Genomic DNA, 18,784 nt, shown 5'->3' on the forward strand with positions numbered 1-18,784 from the left:
CCGTATCCCATCCTCGTTCGGGTGGGAAATCGGGACGTACTGCAGCAACGGAGGCGCTGGGGAAGGCCCTCGGGACGGCCCTCAGGACCGGGGCCCCTCCCAGCCTGAACCACGATGGAAGTACGAGATCGAGGTCGGCGAGGTGGCGATGGGCGGCCACGACGCGGCGCTCGGGGACGAGCCCTGAGGTGCTGACCCCGGCTCCTCGGTCGGTCGCCACGGATCGAGTGCCGGTGACGTCTCGATCCCGTGGGTCGCGAGACCCGGGGACGTCGCGCTCGGCGCCTCGGGGAGGGTGGGCGGCAGTCCGGGCACGGATGGGGCAGGGCCCGAGGCCTCGGCCATCGCCGCGAGCTGGTCGAGCTCCTCGTTGAGGGCGGCGAGCACCGACTTGAGCTGGGTGTGGGCCACCCGGGCGTAGGTGCGGACGTAGGCGAGCTGCTGGGCGTCGACCGCGCTCGTGCCTCCGGGCGCTGCCTGCTCCGCCCGGACCGCCTCGGCGCTGGCCACCTGCTGGGCAGCCGTCTGGGCCCGCTGGAGGATCTGCTTGTACTGCTCCCGCGCGGACTTCTCCAGGTCCCGTGCGTATGACTGCGCCTCTGCAACGGCCTCGTCGGCGGCCCGCTGTGCCTTGGCGAGCAGCTCGACCGCCCGCAGGCTGACCTCTTGGTACCGCTGCTCGTCGTGGGACGGCGTGACGTTGTTGTTCTCTCCGTTCACGGCAACCCTCCTATCGTGTGGGCCAGCTGTTGGCCGTCGCCTCAACGGGCGGTTCCGAGGTGATGCTGAACTCCTCGAACGAAATGGACTCGGGAGGCCTGGGGCTCCCAGTGAGCGCCGCCGTCGTGTGCGACACCATCATGGGCGACCCGCAGACGAGCGCCTCGTAGCGACCTGGCATGGTCACGGCGGCCGCGACATCCCCGACCAGGCCACGGGGGCCGGGAAAGGTCGGGTCGTCGGAGACGACCTCCGTGGCCGTGAACCACGGGTACTGCGCGAAATGCCGGAGGCGTGCACCCGCATACAGGCTCCACGAGTAGCGCGCACCGTGCACGAGGTGAACGTGCCGGTTCGTCTGACCGTTCCGCCAGGCCCGCTCGATCTCCTCGGCCAGGGCCAGGAAGGGGGCGATCCCCGTGCCGCCGGCGACCATGAGCAGGTCCGAGTCGCCGGCCGGGTCGATCGTGAGCGCCGTGCCCACGGGGGCGCCGAGACGGATCCGGTCACCCGCGCGTACGGAGGACACGAAGGGCCTGCTTACGAGGCCGCCCGGAACGAGCGCCACGTGGAACTCGATCCCGCCGTCCTCCCTCGGCGCGTTCGCCGGCGTGAAGTAGCGCCAGACCCTTGGGGCCTGGGGGATGGTGACGGCCATCGACTGCCCGGACTCGTAGGGGATCGGGCTGTCGGGCTGGAGGCGCACGATCGCGATCTCCCTGCTGACCCGGGTCGCCTCGATGATCTCGGCGTCCCACCACGCCGGTTGGTGGTCCTCGGCCTCCTCGGCTGCGCCGACCATCGTCGCGGCGACCACTCCGTAGGCGTCGGCCCAGTCGCGGGCGACGTCGGCGGTCCACCGGTCGCCGAGGAAGTGCTGGAGCGTCCAGAGCAACGAGGCCCCGACGGCGTCGTAGTGCTCCGCGATGACAGCGAACCGGCGGTGGTCGCGCCCGAGCTGCTCGACGTAGGGCACGACCTCGCCCAGCTGGTCGACGTTGCTCACCACGCGACCCAGCGCGCCCACGAGGCGGTCGCGCTGCGCGTCCATCGTGAGGGGGAACATGTCCCGCAGCTCCGGATGGGTCACGAACAGGTGGGAGTAGAAGTACAGCGCGACGTCGTCGCCGTGAAGGGTTACCTCACCCCAGGTCGACTTGAGTCGATCGGTGTCCATGCTGTCAGGACGGGCTGGTCACGATCGAGCCGCGCACCTGGCCGAGGGCCTCACCGACGCGCCCCTGGATGTCGTCGGGCACGCCGGCGTCCTGCAGGGTGGACATGAGGTGCGACCCGACGCGCTGGTAGTCCGGCTCGGTGATGCCGAGCGGCCGGTGTGCCTCGTCCAGCGGGCGTCCGTCGTACTGGTTGGGGCCGCCGAGGATGGTCGTGATCATGAGGACCTGGTGCCGCTTGAGCGTCGGGAGCGACACGTCCTGGAAGTAGTGGCTGACCTGGTCGTCGGCTGTGAGTCGCTGGTAGAACTCGTCGACGACCGCGCTCACGGCGGGTCCTCCGCCGATCCGCTCGTAGTCACTCGCCATGTCGTTGCCTCCGCTGATGTGTTGGGGGGTGATCGCGTCACGTGTTCACGTGGGACAGGGGATGGCCGACACTCAACCACAGGCCTCGACGAAACGCAGCGTGAAGTGGCCTGCCAAAAGAGGGCCACTCCGGGTGCGCCGTGCGGGCGCGCGCCGTATGTCCGCGTTGCGCGGGCGCGCATGTCGGGCATATTCACATGAAGTTCGCGGCTGCGCCTCGGGCGCGCAGGGGCCCTGAGAGGCCGAGACCGGCCCCTGTGAATCGGATGTGCGCCCGGATCGTCTCACGACGCGAGACTGTCGCTGGCCGCGACGGCAGGCCGTGGCGAGGCTTTTCAGCACGTATGCCGCCAAGCTCCGTCACCGGTCATCGTGGCGTTTCGGTCGGGCCGCCCTGGCCCGTCCGGTGACTCCTAGGGCAGGAGCTGGTTGAGGAGCCGTTCGGCATACACCTCCGCCATGACGGCGAGGAGGAAGGTGAGCGCCGGGATTGCCAAGGCGGTCAACGCGTGCCCCAAGGTCTGTGCGCCGCTCGGCCCGGTTGGGGCGTCTCGGACCGCGGCATACGTCGCGAGCAGCGCCTGCAGCTGTGCAGCCTCGGCCGGTGTCAGCTGCCGGGCCTGGGGCTCCAGCCGTTCGATGCGCTCGCGCAGCCGCTCGAGGGTTGCGTCCGTCGTGTGGCGCACCACCCGCTGGACACTGTTGCGCACGCTCAGCAGGGAGGCGGTGTCGAAGACCACGGCGACGAGCGCGAACCCGGCCATGGGTGCAAGGAGCGCCGTGAGGGAGTCGGGACTCAGCAGGATGATGACCAGGACGAAGTCCAGCGCGAGCCCGACCCCGTTCACGAAGGCGGTCTGCCGCCAGATGCCGAGCATCGTCTCGACAGGCGGCGACTGCGCGGGGCTGAGCCAGGACAGCCGGTGAGGGTACCGGGACTCTCGGGCGAAGAGCGTGAAGTAGAGGAACCGCATCGAACGTGACTCGCCGAACTCGAAGAGGATGAGGGCGAGCATGGCGAGGCTGCCGGGGTGCAGGGCGCGGAACTCCCCCGGCGCGACGAGGGCGCCGGCCAGGAGAACGATGAGGGCGATCGCCACGGCGGCGGGCGCGTAGAACCGCGGTCGCCACCACCGACGGCTGAACTCGAGGAGCGAACTGAGGTCGGCGTCGCGGTCGATCACCGCAGGCAGGGCAACCGTCCGCCCCATCCAGGGCTCACTGCCCAGACGCATCCAGTAGGCCTCGAGGGAGCCCAGAAACACGGCGATCCCGAGCCAGGTCCAGACCGGCGCCCCGGCCCACGACGCCGTCACGGTCGTGGCGACGACGGGGACGAGAAACCGCAGCACGGTCACGACGGCTCCGAATGCCACCCGCCCCGTGGGCCCCATCATCCTGGAGCGCGGTCGCCGGAGGATGAACCCTGCCAGTCGAGAAACCAGATAGGTGGACGGCCACGTGATCATCGCCTCGCGCAGTTGGGCCAGGTCGGCCTCGAACTGCGCGCTGCGCCCCTCAGGCTCGGATGGGGGGAGCGGGCGCAGGGCTGACGTCGACATCCGGACCGCCTAGGAGCACGGACCGGTCGGGGGCACGGCGAGGGGACGAGCGGCATACGGCTCGCTGGTGCGGGCGAGTCCGTCCTTCATGCTGTCCACGCTGCGACAGCCCGCCCGGGGCGGGAAGTGCCGAAGGTCCCCGCGGTGGCTGTATGCCGTGGGCGACGTGCGCGCCTTCGCGACGTGTGGTGTCGGGCGGCGCAGGCTCAGGGGGTGTAGTCGACGTCCGAGTACGTGTAGACGCGCTGAAGGACGTAGCGGCCGTCGCCCTCCGGGTCGAGAAGGGCGGGGCGGGCCTGCTTGATCATGACGGTCGGGCGCAGGCGGACGTTGACGAGCGTCTTGCCGCGGAAGGTCAGGTCGAGGATCACCCCCTCCTGCACCTCCTGCCACCAGTCCTGCCCGAACATGTAGTTGCCGGGGCTGACGAGCGTGACGCTCGCGTCCTTGCCGTGGGGGCGGAGCAGGAGCGGGCCGGCGACATGGGTCCCGGAGCCGATGACGTGGTCGCAGCCGGCCTTCTCGAACCAGCCGAGCTGCTTCTCCTGCACCGGCCAGAGGTCGTCGTGGTACTCGGCGCCACCCCACCACTGCGGGTTGCAGATGACGAGGTCGGCGCCGCCCTGCCTGGCCCGGCGCACGCCCTCCTCGATGTTCTTCTGCGTGATCCACGGGACTCCGGGCGTCGTCGCGTCGGCGGCCACGACCCCGGCGACGTCGTTGAAGGCCACGAACCCGACCTTGAGCCCCGCCACGTCGACATAGCCCGGCTCAAGGGCCTCGTCGAGGTTCATGCCGAGGCCGGTGCGCGGGACCTTGTACGCGTCCATGAGCTGGAGGGTCGAGCGGATGCCCTTGACCCCCTTGTCGCTCATGTGGTTGGCCGCGAGGTAGACCATGTCGAGACCGAGCGTGTCCCGCCACCGGGGCAGGACCGCCTCGGGGACGCTGAACACCGTCGTCGTGCCGAGCTGCGGCTTGTACAACGCGTTCGGGATGACGGGGCACTCGTGGTCGGCGATCGCGACGTCGGAGCGCTTGAGGACCTGCGGGGTCGCGCCGTCGTGACCGGTGTCGATGGGCTGCACCGTGCGGTACGGACGCGTGTAGGGCGGGTCGACGACGGCCGGTGCGGCATACCGTGCAGTGCCGCCGTTGAAGACCCAGTCCCAGCCCTTGCCGCGGGCCACCGCCTGGGTGGCGGCGCCACGGTCCGCGCACAGGCTCCCGATGTTCGTCATCGTCCAGACCTGCGAGGCGTCGTATGCCGTCCACGCCGGGTCGAGGGCGGGCTCACCCAGGCGCGTGGTTGCGACGACGGGGTAGTCCAGGGCGCGGGCCTGCGCGTCGCCGAAGAGGTCGGCCCCGAACATCCCGAACGGGCCCGGGCCGGCGATCGAGAGCACCTTGGTCGCCGGCTCGACCAGGCCCGGTGGCAGGAGCGCAATGCGCTTGGGACTGCTCTTCAGGGTGGCCGCGACCTGGTCGGCGGCGACGCACGTGGGGGCAGCGGCCAGCGTCGGTCGGGTGACCTGCACGCCGCAGGGCATCACGAGCCGGCCCTGGGCCGCGAGGGTGCCGAGCTCCTTGACCGTGACGGCCGCCTTGAGGTTCGTCAGGCCGGTGACGACGGCGAGGGGGAACGTGGTGGGGGCCGACGTCGTGGTGGTCGAGGGGGAGGCCGTTGCGGACGACGCTCCCGACGTCGAGGTCGTCGCGCTGGCGGAGGTGGCGGGTCCGGGGTCGCCCGTGGAGCATCCGGCGAGGAGCACCACGAGAAGGACGAGCGTGCTCTTGAACCGTGCCGGCGACGTCACGCCGCTAGCCTAGGCGGGACGTGACCATGGAGACGCCGAACCATGTCCCGCTGTGTCGTCCGAGTCGCCGACGGATGAGCCGCCCGAGACTCGGGCCCCCGCTGCGCGCCCTGGGCTGCGCTTTCGCGCTCCTCGTGTCCGGGCTCGTCGGCTCGACATCGGCTGCGCCTCCCGCTGAGGCGATGGGGCCGCTGCCGTCGTGCGCGCTCGGCGACGTCTACACGGTCCCGCGCGGATACGACGACTGGAGCACGACGCTCGTCGACCGGTTGCTCCGGGTCGAGGCGACCTACGTCCCTCCGGACCTCATGCGAGTCAGCGAGATGGGCATCGCGGGCGGCGGCTCCATCCGGGGTGTTGCTGCCGCGGACACCCGCGCGATGGCCAAGGCCGCCCGGGCGGCGGGGGCGCCGATCGGTGTCTGGAGCGGCTACCGCAACTACGAGCAGCAGACCCAGCTCTTCAACGGCTACGTGACCCAGAACGGCTTCGACAGCGCGATCACCTACTCGCAACGTCCCGGGCACTCCGAGCACCAGCTGGGCCTCGGCGTCGACTTCATGAGTGCCGGCGGCGGCAACCCCCTGCCGGGCGACTGGGGGAAGACGCCCGCGGGGTCATGGATGCGCGAGAACGCCTGGAAGTACGGCTGGGTCAACAGCTATCCCCGCGGGGCGGGCGGCTCGCGCTGGAACGACCGGTCCTGCTTCCGCTACGAGCCGTGGCACTACCGGTACCTCGGGCGGGAGATGGCGGCGAAGGTCCACGCCTCCGGCCTGACGATCCGGGAGTACCTCTGGAACAACGACACGATGCTCGACCGCAACGGGACGCTGATCGCGCCCGCGACGAGTATGCCGTCCGCGAGCGCGTCGACGTCGGCGTCCCCGAGCGCGTCCCCGTCCCCGACGACGCCCCTTTCGGGGACCCCGAGCGACCCATCGGTGGCTGCGACAGCAGCCGGCCCCGCTGTCGACCCCGCGAAGCCGGCGGCCTCCGGGTCAGGCCTCGGCGCGCCGGCCCTGGTCGCTGCTGCGGCGGTGCTCCTCGGAGCTGGGGCGGCGCTCGCGGTCGCCGCCCGGCGCCGCCGGTCCCGACGTCAGGTGGAGTGACCCTGCGTCGAGCCGCGATGGCCGATCGTCGTCGTCGCGTACGCCCCCGCCAGCGGGCGGCGACCCGGGGGTCACGGCACGAGGCGGGACCTCCGGCACTTCCGGGGCTTCCCCCGACGCCGGACGCTGGCATGAGGAACCTGGTCGAGGGAGGTCGCATCATGTCCGCACCGTCTTTCACGTCGTCCGGCTCGGTCGGGGAGGCAGCAGGACCTCTTGAATCGGCGCCCGACACCCGGGTCATGGTGCTCCCCGACGGTCGGAACCTGGCCTGGCTGGACCTCGGCGACCCCGCCGGCGCCGCGGTGGTCGCGTTCCACGGCACGCCCGGATCGAGGCTCCAGCTCGCCTTCGCCGACGGGGCGGCATCCGCGGCGGGGGTGCGACTCGTCGTCCCGGACCGACCGGGCTACGGGCTGAGCGGCTACCAGCGCCGCCCGACCCACTTCGGGTGGGTCGAGGACGTGCGGCGGCTCGCTGACCACGTGGGTCTGTCGACGTTCGCCGTGCTGGGGACCTCGGGCGGGGGACCGCACGCCGCTGCGTGTGCGCGCTTCCTGCCGGAGCGTGTCCGGGCCGCGGCGATCGTCAGCGGGGTCGCACCGCTCGCCGAGGCAGGCACCGAGGCGGGGATGGTGCCGCTCGACGCGCTCCTGGTTCGACTGTCCCGCCGCTGGGGTCCGCTAGCCCGTCCGGGGCTGTCGGTTCTGGCGACCCTGGACCGACGCTGGCCGGAGCGCATGATCGGCATGATGGAGCGGTCGCTCGGAGCGGCCGACGCGGCAGTCATGCGCCGCCCCGAGGTGCGCGCAGCCCTGCTCAGCGACCTTCGCGCATCGGCTCGCACGACCGGAGCCGCTATGGCGCAGGACTATGCACTGTGGGCGCGGGACTGGGGATTCAGGCTCGAGGACGTCACCGTCCCCGTCTACGTGTGGCACGGCGACGCCGACCAGGACGTGCCCATCAGTCAGGCGCGCAGAATGGCCAAGCGCATCCCGAAGTCCGTGCTCCATGAGTGCCCGGGCGAAGGGCACCTGCTCGTCGCCAGCCACCTGCAGGAGATTCTCGTGGAGCTGGTCGGCGCCGAGTCGGGAGGGGGCGGGTCAGCTGGCGAGCCCAGCGGCATACCGTGACCGACGCGTTGTCAAAGGTATGCCGGGACGCGGCCCTGACCGTTCGGGGCCTGATCACGGCCATGGAGAGGCTCGGTCACGAGCGACTCGCCGGCGACGACCCCGCGCTCTACTGGCTCGAGGACTGGGAGACGCTCCTCCGGCTCCGTGAGGCCTACGCGGCCGACCTGCTGGCCGGCCGCACGCCACGTCTCGACGTGCCCGCGGGCGAGGACGGCAGACCGATCAGCCGACGGATGTCGGAACTCGAAGGCTGTCAGGTCGCCCAGCGGTTGTGGGAGCTGCCCTGACGTGACCGCCTCCGGGTGGGACGTCGTCGCGGCGTCTGGCTAGGGCTGGGTCAGCTCCACCAGCTTGACGACCGTGTTCCAGTTGCGGCTCGTGGCGATGACGCCCTTGGGCGGCCCGGACCGCGCGAGGACCTCGGCCAGCTTGGACCGACCCAAACCGCCCGGCGCGTAGAGGTAGAGCGCGCGGTCGCCGAGCCGGAACTCCTCCGGGAGGAAGCTCGCCGCATCCAGGGCGTCGAAACGAGACGCGGCGACCGGCTCAGAGAAGTACGTGACGTGCAGCTGCTTGGCCTCCAGCGAGGCAGCGGGGAACGGGCAGTCCTCGGCGATGGCCCTGAGATACGCGTGGTCGCGCACGAGGACGTCGACATCGAAGCCGAAGTGCGCGGCGATGGCCCGCCGCAGCTGTTCCTCGAGGACCGACTCGTCGGCCAGGTCGCTGGTGAAGACCGCGTTGCCGCTCTGGAGGTAGGTGCGCACGTCACCGTGGCCGAGCTCCGTCAGCAACGCGCGCAGGGTGGCCATCGGCACCTTCTTGTGGCCGCCAACGTTGATGCCGCGAAGAAGCGCTGCGTAGGCGTTCGTCGTCACCCCTGCACCTTAGGACGCTCGGAGCCGCGGCTGCGCGTCAGGCCGGCGCCGGTCGGTCGTCGCCGCTGACCCCGCCGTGGTGGCGCAGGTGGTCAGGGCCGCGGGATCCACACGCTGAGCCAGCCTGTGCCCCAGAACGGTGGTCCCGGCATACGTCGCCCCCGCCGGGATGGCAGGCGCCAGTCCGAGCCCTCACGACACGGTAGGGCCGGCCGCCGGGTCGGACCCTCTCGGGCCGCGTAGCGTGGCGCGGGAGCCGATCCGACGACTGGAGGACCCATGTCCCACATACGACACTTCGACCATGTCGGCATCACCGTCGCGGACCTCGACGCCGTGACGGCGTTCTTCGTGGCGCTCGGCCTCGACGTGGACGGGAGGACGTTCGTCGAGGGCGACTTCATCGACACGGTCATCGGCATGCCCGGTTCCCGCACCGAGATCGTCATGCTGAGGCCCCCCGGCGGCGGCACGTGCGTCGAGCTGTCGAGCTTCGTGCGACCCGACCCGGTGCCGGGCTCCCCGACCGCCATGGCCAACGAGCTGGGACTGCGCAGCGTGGCCTTCGAGGTCGATGACGTGCAGGCGGCGGTCGACCTGGCGGCTGCCGAGGGGTTCGGGCTGGTCGGCGGTATCGGCGAGTACGAGGGCTCGTGGCGGATGGCTTATGTCCGGGGGCCGGAGGGGATCATCGTCGCGCTGGCCGAGCGCATCGGATGAGCAATCCGTCTCCGTGGGCGCGGCGCCCGTCGGTCCTCGACCTTCCCCCGACGATCGCTGGGAGACTGGCGGCATGCTGGAGCTGCGCCCGAGCTGCGAATGCTGCGACACCGACCTGCCGCCCGACTCGACCGAGGCGATGATCTGCACCTTCGAGTGCACGTGGTGCGCGCGGTGCGTCGAGGTCTGCCTGGGTGGGACGTGCCCGAACTGCGGCGGCGACCTCCAGCGCCGGCCCATTCGACCTGCTGCCCAGCTCGACGCGCACCCGGCCTCGACGCGGCGGGTCGTGCAGGCGGGCTTGCACCGGCGAGCCTGATCCTCATCAGTCCTCGGCGTCCGGCGCAGTGTTGACCAGGCGCTCTACGTGACGGCCCTTGCGGCGGGGGTGATCTTCGCGGCATACACCCTGCTGGCGTCGGTCCTGAGCCAGACGCACGACATCGGGCAGGACGGGGACGGCGCGCCATAGTCACGCGCTCGCCGTCAGGGTCTGCGTGGCGCCCCGTGGGTCTGCGCCACCGAACCTCGCGGCTCTCGTCGGTGGGGAGGTCAGTCGATCGGTGCGGCCAGCTCTCGGTAGTGGGGGACGAGCTCGCCCCACCGCGCCCCGGCGTCGCCTTCCGGCTCGCGCCCGGCGAGGTGGGCGGCGAGGTTCTCGGCGTGGATCTGCCACCCGGCCCCGTAGGAGGCAATCCTGTCCAAGGGCATCCCACGGGCCTCGATGACGAGGACCGTCTGGCCTCCGTCGGCCCTCAGGGTCGCCTCGATGTCCTGGTCGAAGGGGGGCGGACCCTCACCTCGCCGCCAGGACTCGTTGGTCTCCCTGGTCACCACCTTGAGCCGCCGCGGGGGCTCGCACACCTCCACCCGCCCCAGCGCGTGCACGTCGGCGCTTTCGAGGTGCAGAGTGAACGGTCCGCCACGGCGGAGGTCGCCCTCGACCTCGCCGTACCAGCGCGCCAGACGGCCCGGATCGGTGAAGGCGGACCACAGGTCGTCGATGTCGGTGTCGTAGCGGTCCTCGATGCGCACGACTCCCGCTCCGTCGGCCGATCGCAACGTGCCCAGGATGCGGGTGGCGCGACCCGCGCTGCCCTTCGTCCGCTGCTCTCGTGTGCCCTTGGTCATCTCGTCCTCCCTATCGGTGGTCGTGGACGTCTTGACGTCAGCCGACGCTCGTGGCTTCGTATGCCGGTGTCAGCTCGGTCCAGCGCGCGTGCCAGGCCGAGGCCGGCTTCTCCTCCGACCATCCTTCGGGGTGTGGGTCACCGTCGTCGGCAAGCGATCGTCCGAGGTCTTCGAGGTGGACCTGCCAGCCGGCTCCGTAGAAGTGGAGCGAGCCGACGGGAAGGCCGCGCTCCTCGACGACGAGCCTGGTGCGAGCGCCGTCCGCGGTGAGCCAGGCCTCCATCTGCGACTCGTCGTCGGTGCCGGGCTCAGTGGTGATCAGCAGGTGATGTGGGGCGTCGCAGGCGTCGATCCTGGCCGGCCCGCTCCAGGTGCTGGTGAAGACGGCGTGGATCATGCCACCCTCGCGCAGGTCGCCTGAGACCTCGGCGATCCAGCGGGCGAGCCGCTCGGGCGTGGTGCACGCCTGCCACAGGTCATCGATGTCGGTGTCGTACACGTCCTCGACGCGCACCGCTCCGCGGGTCTCGTCGAGCGCCCGCATCGTTCCGGTGATTCTCATCTCCGCTCCCTCTTTCCTCTGGCGATCTCGGTGTGCAGGGCGTCGAGCCGCTGCTCCCACAGGGCGCGGTAGCGACCCAGCCACTCGTCGACCTCGGCAAGTGGCTGCGGGCGAAGGCTGTAGATGCGTCGCTGCGCCTCCTGGCGGACCTCGACCAGTCCCGCCTCTCGCAGTACCCGCAAGTGGCGGGACACGCCCGGGCGGGCGATCGGCAGCAGGGCCGCCAGCTCGCCCGCGGTCGCTTCGCCGTCGGCCAAGGCCTCCAGAACAGTGCGGCGGCTCTCGTCCGCCAGTGCCCGCAGTGCTGCTTCCACCCGATCAACGTACCAATCCGGTTACGTAACCGTCAAGGTACATACTGGGTCTTCGACTCGATCCTGCGCGAACGCAGCCTGTGACACCGCGGCACTGAGTAGGGATGCGAGCGCGTACGTGCGGTTCGCGCGGGACCACGGGCCCTCTGCTGGCGAGGCGAGTCCACGCAATCCGGTCGATCAGTCGGGGGACGGGGCCAACGCGACCTTTCAGGCAACCGGCGCGCGCTGGCTCGGCGCCCAATACGCTTGAACGATCAGCGCTTTCCGGGCCTGCCCTGCGGGTTGGGGTGCCGCCTCGCCGACTCGAGAGCGAGGGCACCGACAGATGGAGCGACCATCGTGAAACTGCTGCACATCAACGCCTCCCCGCGCGGCGAGAAGTCGAACACCGAACGAATCGCCGGCGCCTTCGTATCCAGCCTGAGAGAGCATCACGACCACGTCCGCGTCGACGTGGTGGATCTCTACAACCACGACCTCCCGGCCATCGCGGGGGACAACATCGAGGCGAAGTACACGCTCATGGTCGGACGACCCATCAGCAAGGACCACGCCGAGTCCTGGGCGCAGATCGAGCGCGCCATCGAGCACTTCCTGTCTGCGGACGCATACCTGTTGGCCACCCCGATGTGGAACTTCAGCATCCCTTATGCCTTGAAGTACTACATCGACTGCATCGTCCAGCCCGGCTACGTCTTCCGCTACAACGAGCTTGGCCAGGCGGTGCCCATGGTGCATGGCAAGAAGATGATTGTTGCCTCCTCGCGTGGCGGTGACTACTCGCCTGGATCGCCGATGAACGCCTTCGATTTCCAGGAGCCCTACTTGCGCGCCATCTTCGGGTTCATCGGCATTACGGACGTCGAGTTCATCACGGCTCAGCCCATGGACATCACGCCCGAGCTCCGCGAGGAAGCCGTGGCAGTGGCCGTCGACCAGGCAGTTCGGCTGGCGAGCCGACCGGACTGGGCCGTCGTCACGGCCGACCGGCTTCGGGTCAACCCGCTCGGGCTCAAGCCTCAGCCTCTCGTCGCAGAAGAGGAGGAAGCGACTCCGGCGCCGTAGCCTCCTGGGTGAGCCGTGGTCGAACCTTCCGCGGTAACCCTTCCCGGTTTGTCGCCCACGTGTACTCGGTCAGGAGTGGTGACGGACGGCCGACCGGCGGGGGCCACAGATGGGGCGTCACGTCCCCGGAATCGACGAGCTCCGCCGCGGGTCGCGACCCAGAAAGTGCCGCTGACCTGCGGCGGAGCAGTGGAGCGAGCGACGGGAATCGAACCCGCGTATCCAGCTTGGGAAGCTGGCGCTCTACCATTGAGCTACGCTCGCGTGGCCGCCGGGACGTCACCCCGAGAGGTGATGTGAGGCGGCACGAGGCGTCAGTGTAGCCGACGCCGAGCCGATGTCACGCGCCGACTCCTGGCGCCGGGAGACGAGGGGTCAGTCGCCGATGGACACCGCCAAACAGCTCGCCTTCGTGGAGCACGTCCGCAGCCGGGGCGGGGCCACCGCGCAGGTGGCCGTCACCCTCGAGCACTACTTCGACGGCAACGACTGCGAGTGGTGCATCGCCCCCAACCGGTCCCAGGACATCGACCTCGACACGGTCCGGCGAGTGCTCTTCGCGCTGCGCGACCGTCCGGAGGTCCACGACGTCCGGGTCGAGCTCGACGTCCTCGAGTTCCAGACCTTCCCCGACGACGAGTGGCCGTTCGCGAGCGGTGTCGCGGTCATCACGACCCTCACGCCGGAGGAGGTCGACGCCCTGACGATCGAGGTCGACACGGACCCGAGCGGCGGCCCCTCGGCGAGCGTCGACTGGCTCGTCGACGCCCCGGCGATCCCGGAGGGTTACCACTACGTCGGCGTCTGGTGGGACTGACGGCAGGGACGACGCCTGAGACCCGGCGGCCCGGGTCGTCAGCTGTGCCGGACGACCCGCAGGACGGGCCGCCCCCGCCACGCCGAGGGCGGCTGGTCGACCCGAGCCGCGGCCTCGGGCTCGGCCTCCTCCCGGTCGAGCACCCGGCGCCGGCGGGCCGACCGGGCGATGTCGTCCGAGCTCCGAAGGCCGGCCAGCCGGAGCATCATCTCGGGACTGTTGGACGGGTTCACGGCAGCCTCCCCTGGTGTTGGCCGGACGGTTCCGGCGGCATCGACTGTGTTCTCTCAGAGGCCCGGGACACATCGCGAGATACCTCTGTCTCCGACCGTGACGATGCGTCGACAGGGGTCTCGGACGTCCGGCCACGACGGCAGCGGCCCGGCCCCGGGAAGCGCGCACAGCGGCATACGGGCTCACCCACAGGCAACCCGAGCGCTCCGCAAAGGCCCGCGCGGTAGCCTCGACCCGTGCTCCTCTCAGACAAGGACATCCGTGCCGAGATCGCGGCCGAGCGCGTCCTGCTCGACCCGTGGGACCCGGCCATGGTCCAGCCGTCGAGCGTCGACGTCCGCCTCGACAAGTACTTCCGGCTGTTCGACAACCACAAGTACCCCTACATCGACCCGGCCGCCGAGCAGCCCGACCTGACGCGCCTCGTCGAGGTCGGCGCCGACGAGGACGGTTTCGTCCTGCACCCGGGGGAGTTCGTGCTCGGCTCGACGCTCGAGGCGGTCAGCCTCCCCGACGACCTCGCCGCGCGCGTCGAGGGCAAGAGCTCGCTCGGTCGGCTCGGCCTTCTGACGCACGCGACGGCCGGCTTCGTCGACCCCGGCTTCTCGGGTCACGTGACGCTCGAGCTGTCCAACGTCGCGACGCTGCCGATCATGCTCTACCCGGGCATGAAGATCGGCCAGCTCTGCTTCTTCCGCCTCAGCTCGCCGAGCGAGAACCCTTACGGCTCAGCGGCATACGGCTCCCACTACCAAGGGCAGCGGGGGCCCACGGCGAGCCGTTCCTTCCAGAACTTCCACCGCACCCCGGTGTGAGCGCGCCCGACCTCGAGCCGTCGCCGATCGGCCGTATGCCGCTCGCCTCCCTCACCTGGGACGCGCAGCCCGCGCGCGCCGGGGTCGTCGTGCTGGTCCTCCACGGGGGTGCGATCGAGGGTCGCGAGCCGAACCACCCGTGGTCGCACAACGTGGCTCGGCTCGTCCCGTTCGGGCTGGCCCTCAAGCGTGTGCCGGGCCCGATCGCCGTCGCGCGGCTCCGGTTCCGCTACCGCGGGTGGAACGGCGACGAGCAGTCGCCGGTCGTCGACACCCGCTGGGCGCTCGCCCAGCTCCGCGCCCGCTACCCCGACGCCCCCATTGCCCTCGTCGGACACTCGATGGGCGGCCGCGCCGCGATGTATGCCGCCGACGAACCGGGCGTGCGCCTCGTGCTCGGCCTCGCGCCGTGGATCGAGGAGGGCGACCCGCGCCCCGAGAACGGCCAGCGCACCGTCATCATCCACGGCGACCGCGACGTCATCTGTCCGCTGTGGGCGAGCCGTCGCACGGTCGAGGCGCTCCACGCCGGCGGCCACACGGCATCCCTCGTCCGCGTGGCCCGCTCCGACCACGCGATGCTCGTGCGCGGCCTGCTCTGGCAGGCCCTGGTCAGCGACGTGGTCGCCTCGGCCTTCGCGACCGAGCTCGGCGGCTCGGGGGAGCCCCGGTCCGGACCGATCGGGGCCGCGGTCGCCCGCGTCGTCCGTGAGCGGCGCCCCATCATCGACATCTGATCGTGCCCTGGGCGCACGTGCGGAGACGGGGGTCCGTCGGCGCCGACGGGTACGTTTGACTGCATGATCCGCTTCGACGGCGTGACCAAGCAATACGACACGGGCTCTGGCACGACCTCGGTGGCGGTCGACCACCTCAGCCTCGAGGCGCCGACCGGCAAGATCACCGTCCTCGTCGGGCCGTCCGGCTGCGGCAAGACGACGACGCTGCGGATGGTCAACCGGATGATCTCGCCGTCGTCGGGCACGATCTCCATCGACGGGCGCGACACCGCCTCGATGGACGTCGCCGAGCTGCGCCGGGGGATGGGCTACGTCATCCAGCACGCGGGCCTCTTCCCTCACCGGACCGTCCTCGACAACGTCACGACCGTTCCGCGCCTTCTCGGCGTCGACAAGCGCTCCGCCCGGGCCCGCGCGATGGAGCTGATCGAGCGGGTCGGCCTCGACCCCGACCTGGCCCGGCGCTACCCGGCCCAGCTCTCCGGCGGCCAGCAGCAGCGCGTCGGCGTCGCGAGGGCGCTCGCCGCCGACCCGCCCGTCATGCTCATGGACGAGCCCTTCTCGGCCGTCGACCCGGTCGTGCGCGAGCAGCTCCAGAACGAGTTCCTCCGCCTCCAGTCCGAGCTGAGCAAGACGATCCTCTTCGTCACCCACGACATCGACGAGGCGGTCAAGCTCGGCGACCAGGTGGCGGTCCTGCGCATCGGCGGCGTCCTCGCGCAGCTCGCCACCCCGGCCACGCTGCTGTCCGACCCGGTCGACGACTTCGTCGCCGGGTTCGTCGGTCGCGACCGCGGTTACCGCGCCCTGTCCTTCGCCGCGGCTCCCGAGCTGCGTCTCGAGCCCGAGCCGACCGTGCCGCTCGGTGCCAGCGCCGAGCAGGTGCGCGCGACTGGGGCCACGTGGGTCATCTGCGTCGGCGAGTCCGGCGAGCCCCTCGGCTGGGTGCGCGCCGCCGCCGTCACCGAGTCGGTCACGCGCGACCTGCTCCACCGCGGAGGCACGGTCGCCTCGACCGACGGCTCGCTCCGAGCGCTGCTCGACGCTGCGCTCAGCTCGCCGAGCGGGCGCGGCGTCGTGGCCGACACCGAGGGCCGCTTCGTCGGCACGATCCGGGCCTCCGAGGTCGTCCCCGTCATCGAGGCCAGGCAGGCGGCCTCGACGTGACCTGGGCGCTCGACCACCTCGACGAGATCCTCACGCGCGCTGTGCAGCACGCGTGGCTCGCCGGCCTGCCGCTCGTGCTCGGGCTCCTCATCGCGCTCCCGCTCGGGTGGCTCGCCAACCGCAAGGCCTGGATCCACGGCACGCTCCTGACGACGACCGGGCTGCTCTACACGATCCCCTCGCTCGCGCTCTTCATCCTGCTGCCCTCGATCCTCGGCACCAAGATCCTCGACCCGGTCAACGTCATCATCGCGATGACCGTCTACACGGTCGCCCTGCTGACTCGGACCGTCGCCGACGGGCTCTCGGCCGTCGACCCGGCGACGCGGCAGGCGGCGGTCGCCATGGGCTTCGGCCCGGTGGCCCGCGTCCGCAGTGTCGACCTGCCTCTCGCGATCCCGGTCGTCGCCGCCGGCCTGCGGGTCGCGGCGGTGAGCAACGTCAGCATCGTCAGCGTCGCCTCGCTCATCGGGATCTCCCAGCTCGGCTACTTCCTCACCGACGGCTACGCGCGGACCTTCCCCACCGAGGTGTGGGTCGGGATCGTCGCGTGCGTCCTGCTAGCCCTCGTCTTCGACCTCGTCATCCTCGGGATCGCCTGGCTGCTCACGCCCTGGACGCGGGTGAGGGCATGAACGGCGCCCTGCTCGACTGGTTCCGCGACCCCGCCAACTGGACGGGTCCCGACGGCGTCCCGACCCGGGTCGCCGAGCACCTGCGCTACACCGCCGTCACCCTGCTCATCGCACTCGTGATCGCCGTGCCGATCGGCGCGTGGGTCGGCCACACCGGTCGCATGCGCTGGCTCGTCACGGGTGCCAACGCAGCCCGTGCCGTCCCCACCCTCGGCCTGCTCTTCGCGGTGTCGATGCTCGTCGGCCCGCTCATCAAGAGCGACCTCGCATTCGTCATCCCGAGCATCGCCGTCCTCGTCCTGCTGGCCGTGCCACCGCTCCTCTCGGGCACCTATGCCGGCATCGAGAGCGTCGACCCCGAGGCCCGCGACGCGGCGAGCGGCATGGGCATGACCGGTAGCCAGGTGCTGTGGCAGGTCGAGCTGCCCTGTGCCCTGCCGCTCTTCCTCTCGGGCCTGCGCAGCGCGACGCTCCAGGTCATCGCCACGGCGACGGTCGCCGCGTCCGTCAGCCTCGGCGGCCTCGGTCGCTACCTCATCGACGGGCTCGCCTCGCGCGACTACACGCAGATGGTCGCCGGCTCGGTCCTCGTCGCCCTGCTCGCCCTCGTCGCCGACGGTGTCCTCGCACTCCTCGAGAGGTATGCCGTGTCGCCGGGAATCAGCGGGCGTGCCAGCCGTGTTGCTCGGACACGCGCCACGAGTCGCGCCACGGCCGACTCGACTCTCAGTGTTGGACCGGCCGGGGCGACCGCCCTCGCCGGTACCTCTTCGGAAAGGGACCGAACATGACACGCACGCGCATCCTCGGCGTCGGCCTGCTGCTCGCGGCCGTCGTCCCGCTGGCGGCCTGTGGGAGCAGCACCAACCCGCTCACCCCGGCCACCAGCGCCGCCTCCGAGTCGTCGACGGGCGGTGCGTCGTCGACGTCCGTGACCGTGGGCTCGGCCGACTTCCCCGAGGCTGCACTCCTCGGTGAGGTCTACGCCCAGGCTCTGGAGGCGAAGGGGATCACCGTCAAGCGGCAGTTCAACATCGGCAGCCGCGAGACCTACCTCAAGGCCATCACCGGCGGCGAGATCGACGTCATCGCCGAGTACACCGGATCGCTGCTCAACTACCTCGACAAGTCGGCGAGCGTCAGCAAGCCCGACGAGGTCTACGCGGCCCTGCAGAAGGCCGTCCCGCAGGGGCTCACCGTCCTCGACAAGTCGGCCGCCGAGGACAAGAACTCTCTGGCCGTGACGAAGGAGACCGCGACGGCCTGGTCGCTCAAGGCGATCCCCGACCTCGCGGCTCACCAGTCCGAGCTGACCATCGCCGCGCCGCCCGAGTTCAAGACGCGTCAGCAGGGCCTCGTCGGCCTCAAGTCCGTCTACAACATCACGCCCGCCGAGTTCCGGCCGCTCCAGAGCCAGGCGACCGTCGACGCGCTGAAGAACGGCCAGGTCAAGGCCGCCAACATCTTCAGCACCGACCCGTCGATCGCCGCCAACGGGTTCGTCGTCCTCGAGGACCCGAAGAGCCTCTTCGGCTCCGACAACGTCGTGCCGCTCGTCCGCCAGGAGAAGGCCGACAGCGTCAAGGCCGCCCTCAACGCCGTCTCGGCCAAGCTCGACACCCCGGCGCTCGCCGACATGGTCAAGCAGGTCGTCGTCGACAAGAAGGACGCCAACGTCGTTGCCAAGGCCTGGCTCACCTCGGCCGGTCTGCTCTGACCTGACCTGACCGTCCGCCGCAGGCCCCCGCCCTCGACAGGCGAGGGCCTGCGGCGCGTCCGAGTCCGGTCGGGCCGGGAATGCCCGCCACG

At 70.9% G+C, this 18,784-nt stretch carries 23 protein-coding genes and 1 tRNA gene; 13 read left to right on the forward strand and 11 right to left on the reverse strand.

Features of this window, described 5'->3' with window-relative positions; genetic code table 11:
• Positions 1-81: 81 nt before the first annotated feature.
• The 5 genes from N865_RS11525 to N865_RS11545 all read right to left on the reverse strand — a co-directional run bounded on the left by N865_RS11525 (position 82) and on the right by N865_RS11545 (position 5,643).
• Positions 82-720: an HlyD family secretion protein gene (locus N865_RS11525; RefSeq protein ID WP_034805820.1), complete on the reverse strand. Its 639-nt coding sequence runs from the start codon at positions 718-720 to the stop codon at positions 82-84.
• A 10-nt stretch (positions 721-730) separates the two neighbouring features.
• Positions 731-1,897: a globin domain-containing protein gene (locus N865_RS11530; RefSeq protein ID WP_051510486.1), complete on the reverse strand. Its 1,167-nt coding sequence runs from the start codon at positions 1,895-1,897 to the stop codon at positions 731-733.
• A gap of 4 nt (positions 1,898-1,901) precedes the next feature.
• Positions 1,902-2,264 carry a group I truncated hemoglobin gene (locus tag N865_RS11535; protein WP_034805823.1) on the reverse strand — a complete coding sequence of 121 codons (363 nt, stop codon included), beginning with the start codon at positions 2,262-2,264 and terminating at the stop codon, positions 1,902-1,904.
• 413 nt (positions 2,265-2,677) lie between these two features.
• Positions 2,678-3,622: a hypothetical protein gene (locus N865_RS11540; protein ID WP_157557666.1), complete on the reverse strand. Its 945-nt coding sequence runs from the start codon at positions 3,620-3,622 to the stop codon at positions 2,678-2,680.
• A 410-nt stretch (positions 3,623-4,032) separates the two neighbouring features.
• The gene (locus N865_RS11545; protein ID WP_034805830.1) at positions 4,033-5,643 is read right to left on the reverse strand and encodes a CapA family protein; all 1,611 of its coding nucleotides are present in this window, start codon (positions 5,641-5,643) and stop codon (positions 4,033-4,035) included.
• 74 nt (positions 5,644-5,717) lie between these two features.
• Between N865_RS11545 and N865_RS21780 the strand changes: the two genes are divergently transcribed.
• The 3 genes from N865_RS21780 (at position 5,718) to N865_RS11560 (ending at position 8,181) form a co-directional block, all read left to right on the forward strand.
• Entirely contained in the window at positions 5,718-6,755 is a 1,038-nt protein-coding gene (locus tag N865_RS21780; RefSeq protein ID WP_169735737.1) for a M15 family metallopeptidase, read from the forward strand.
• A gap of 161 nt (positions 6,756-6,916) precedes the next feature.
• Complete coding sequence (locus tag N865_RS11555) at positions 6,917-7,891, forward strand: alpha/beta fold hydrolase (RefSeq protein ID WP_169735738.1); 975 nt, start codon at positions 6,917-6,919, stop codon at positions 7,889-7,891.
• Positions 7,888-8,181 carry a hypothetical protein gene (locus tag N865_RS11560; protein ID WP_034805832.1) on the forward strand — a complete coding sequence of 98 codons (294 nt, stop codon included), beginning with the start codon at positions 7,888-7,890 and terminating at the stop codon, positions 8,179-8,181. Before N865_RS11555 ends, N865_RS11560 begins: the two co-directional genes overlap by 4 nt.
• 39 nt (positions 8,182-8,220) lie before the next feature.
• On the opposite strand, the gene N865_RS11565 is transcribed toward N865_RS11560, so the two are convergent.
• The gene (locus tag N865_RS11565) at positions 8,221-8,772 is read right to left on the reverse strand and encodes a DUF1697 domain-containing protein (RefSeq protein ID WP_034805834.1); all 552 of its coding nucleotides are present in this window, start codon (positions 8,770-8,772) and stop codon (positions 8,221-8,223) included.
• Positions 8,773-9,051: 279 nt separating this feature from the next.
• Here N865_RS11565 and N865_RS11570 point away from each other — a divergent pair, with 279 nt between their 5' ends.
• Together N865_RS11570 and N865_RS11575 are read left to right on the forward strand one after the other, a co-directional pair.
• Positions 9,052-9,492 carry a VOC family protein gene (locus N865_RS11570; protein WP_034805836.1) on the forward strand — a complete coding sequence of 147 codons (441 nt, stop codon included), beginning with the start codon at positions 9,052-9,054 and terminating at the stop codon, positions 9,490-9,492.
• A 73-nt stretch (positions 9,493-9,565) separates the two neighbouring features.
• On the forward strand, positions 9,566-9,811 hold the full coding sequence (locus tag N865_RS11575; protein WP_034805839.1) for a DUF1272 domain-containing protein: 246 nt from the start codon (positions 9,566-9,568) through the stop codon (positions 9,809-9,811).
• Positions 9,812-10,044: 233 nt separating this feature from the next.
• On the opposite strand, the gene N865_RS11580 is transcribed toward N865_RS11575, so the two are convergent.
• From N865_RS11580 to N865_RS11590, 3 genes are read right to left on the reverse strand one after another with little or no spacing between them, the layout of a single operon-like run.
• On the reverse strand, positions 10,045-10,623 hold the full coding sequence (locus N865_RS11580; RefSeq protein ID WP_211244895.1) for an SRPBCC family protein: 579 nt from the start codon (positions 10,621-10,623) through the stop codon (positions 10,045-10,047).
• Positions 10,624-10,660: 37 nt separating this feature from the next.
• Positions 10,661-11,185, reverse strand: coding sequence for an SRPBCC domain-containing protein (locus N865_RS11585; RefSeq protein ID WP_034805842.1), 525 nt, complete (start codon positions 11,183-11,185; stop codon positions 10,661-10,663).
• Positions 11,182-11,499, reverse strand: a complete 318-nt coding sequence (locus N865_RS11590) for an ArsR/SmtB family transcription factor (protein WP_034805845.1) — start codon at positions 11,497-11,499, stop codon at positions 11,182-11,184. Before N865_RS11590 ends, N865_RS11585 begins: the two co-directional genes overlap by 4 nt.
• Before the next feature lie 342 nt (positions 11,500-11,841).
• Between N865_RS11590 and N865_RS11595 the strand changes: the two genes are divergently transcribed.
• Positions 11,842-12,567: an FMN-dependent NADH-azoreductase gene (locus N865_RS11595; RefSeq protein ID WP_084328162.1), complete on the forward strand. Its 726-nt coding sequence runs from the start codon at positions 11,842-11,844 to the stop codon at positions 12,565-12,567.
• A gap of 190 nt (positions 12,568-12,757) precedes the next feature.
• On the opposite strand, the gene N865_RS11600 is transcribed toward N865_RS11595, so the two are convergent.
• A tRNA-Gly gene (locus N865_RS11600) sits at positions 12,758-12,831 on the reverse strand.
• A 121-nt stretch (positions 12,832-12,952) separates the two neighbouring features.
• On the opposite strand from N865_RS11600, the gene N865_RS11605 reads away from it, so the two are divergent.
• Positions 12,953-13,384, forward strand: a complete 432-nt coding sequence (locus tag N865_RS11605; protein WP_034805848.1) for a hypothetical protein — start codon at positions 12,953-12,955, stop codon at positions 13,382-13,384.
• Between the two features lie 38 nt (positions 13,385-13,422).
• On the opposite strand, the gene N865_RS11610 is transcribed toward N865_RS11605, so the two are convergent.
• Positions 13,423-13,617 (reverse strand): hypothetical protein, encoded by a 195-nt coding sequence (locus N865_RS11610; RefSeq protein ID WP_034805851.1) that lies wholly within the window; start codon positions 13,615-13,617, stop codon positions 13,423-13,425.
• A gap of 237 nt (positions 13,618-13,854) precedes the next feature.
• Here N865_RS11610 and dcd point away from each other — a divergent pair, with 237 nt between their 5' ends.
• The 6 genes from dcd (at position 13,855) to N865_RS11640 (ending at position 18,692) form a co-directional block, all read left to right on the forward strand.
• Positions 13,855-14,433 carry a dCTP deaminase gene (gene dcd / locus N865_RS11615; RefSeq protein ID WP_034805854.1) on the forward strand — a complete coding sequence of 193 codons (579 nt, stop codon included), beginning with the start codon at positions 13,855-13,857 and terminating at the stop codon, positions 14,431-14,433.
• Positions 14,430-15,170 carry an alpha/beta hydrolase gene (locus N865_RS11620; protein ID WP_245603735.1) on the forward strand — a complete coding sequence of 247 codons (741 nt, stop codon included), beginning with the start codon at positions 14,430-14,432 and terminating at the stop codon, positions 15,168-15,170. Before dcd ends, N865_RS11620 begins: the two co-directional genes overlap by 4 nt.
• Before the next feature lie 63 nt (positions 15,171-15,233).
• Entirely contained in the window at positions 15,234-16,340 is a 1,107-nt protein-coding gene (locus N865_RS11625) for an ABC transporter ATP-binding protein (protein WP_034805856.1), read from the forward strand.
• Positions 16,337-16,975 (forward strand): ABC transporter permease, encoded by a 639-nt coding sequence (locus N865_RS11630; protein ID WP_034805859.1) that lies wholly within the window; start codon positions 16,337-16,339, stop codon positions 16,973-16,975. The genes N865_RS11625 and N865_RS11630 overlap by 4 nt, the downstream gene beginning before the upstream one ends.
• Entirely contained in the window at positions 16,972-17,766 is a 795-nt protein-coding gene (locus N865_RS11635) for an ABC transporter permease (protein ID WP_034805862.1), read from the forward strand. The genes N865_RS11630 and N865_RS11635 overlap by 4 nt, the downstream gene beginning before the upstream one ends.
• On the forward strand, positions 17,763-18,692 hold the full coding sequence (locus tag N865_RS11640; RefSeq protein ID WP_034805865.1) for a glycine betaine ABC transporter substrate-binding protein: 930 nt from the start codon (positions 17,763-17,765) through the stop codon (positions 18,690-18,692). Before N865_RS11635 ends, N865_RS11640 begins: the two co-directional genes overlap by 4 nt.
• Positions 18,693-18,784 lie beyond the last annotated feature (92 nt).

The organism is Intrasporangium oryzae NRRL B-24470, from assembly GCF_000576595.1.
Classification (GTDB): Bacteria; Actinomycetota; Actinomycetes; order Actinomycetales; family Dermatophilaceae; genus Intrasporangium_C; species Intrasporangium_C oryzae.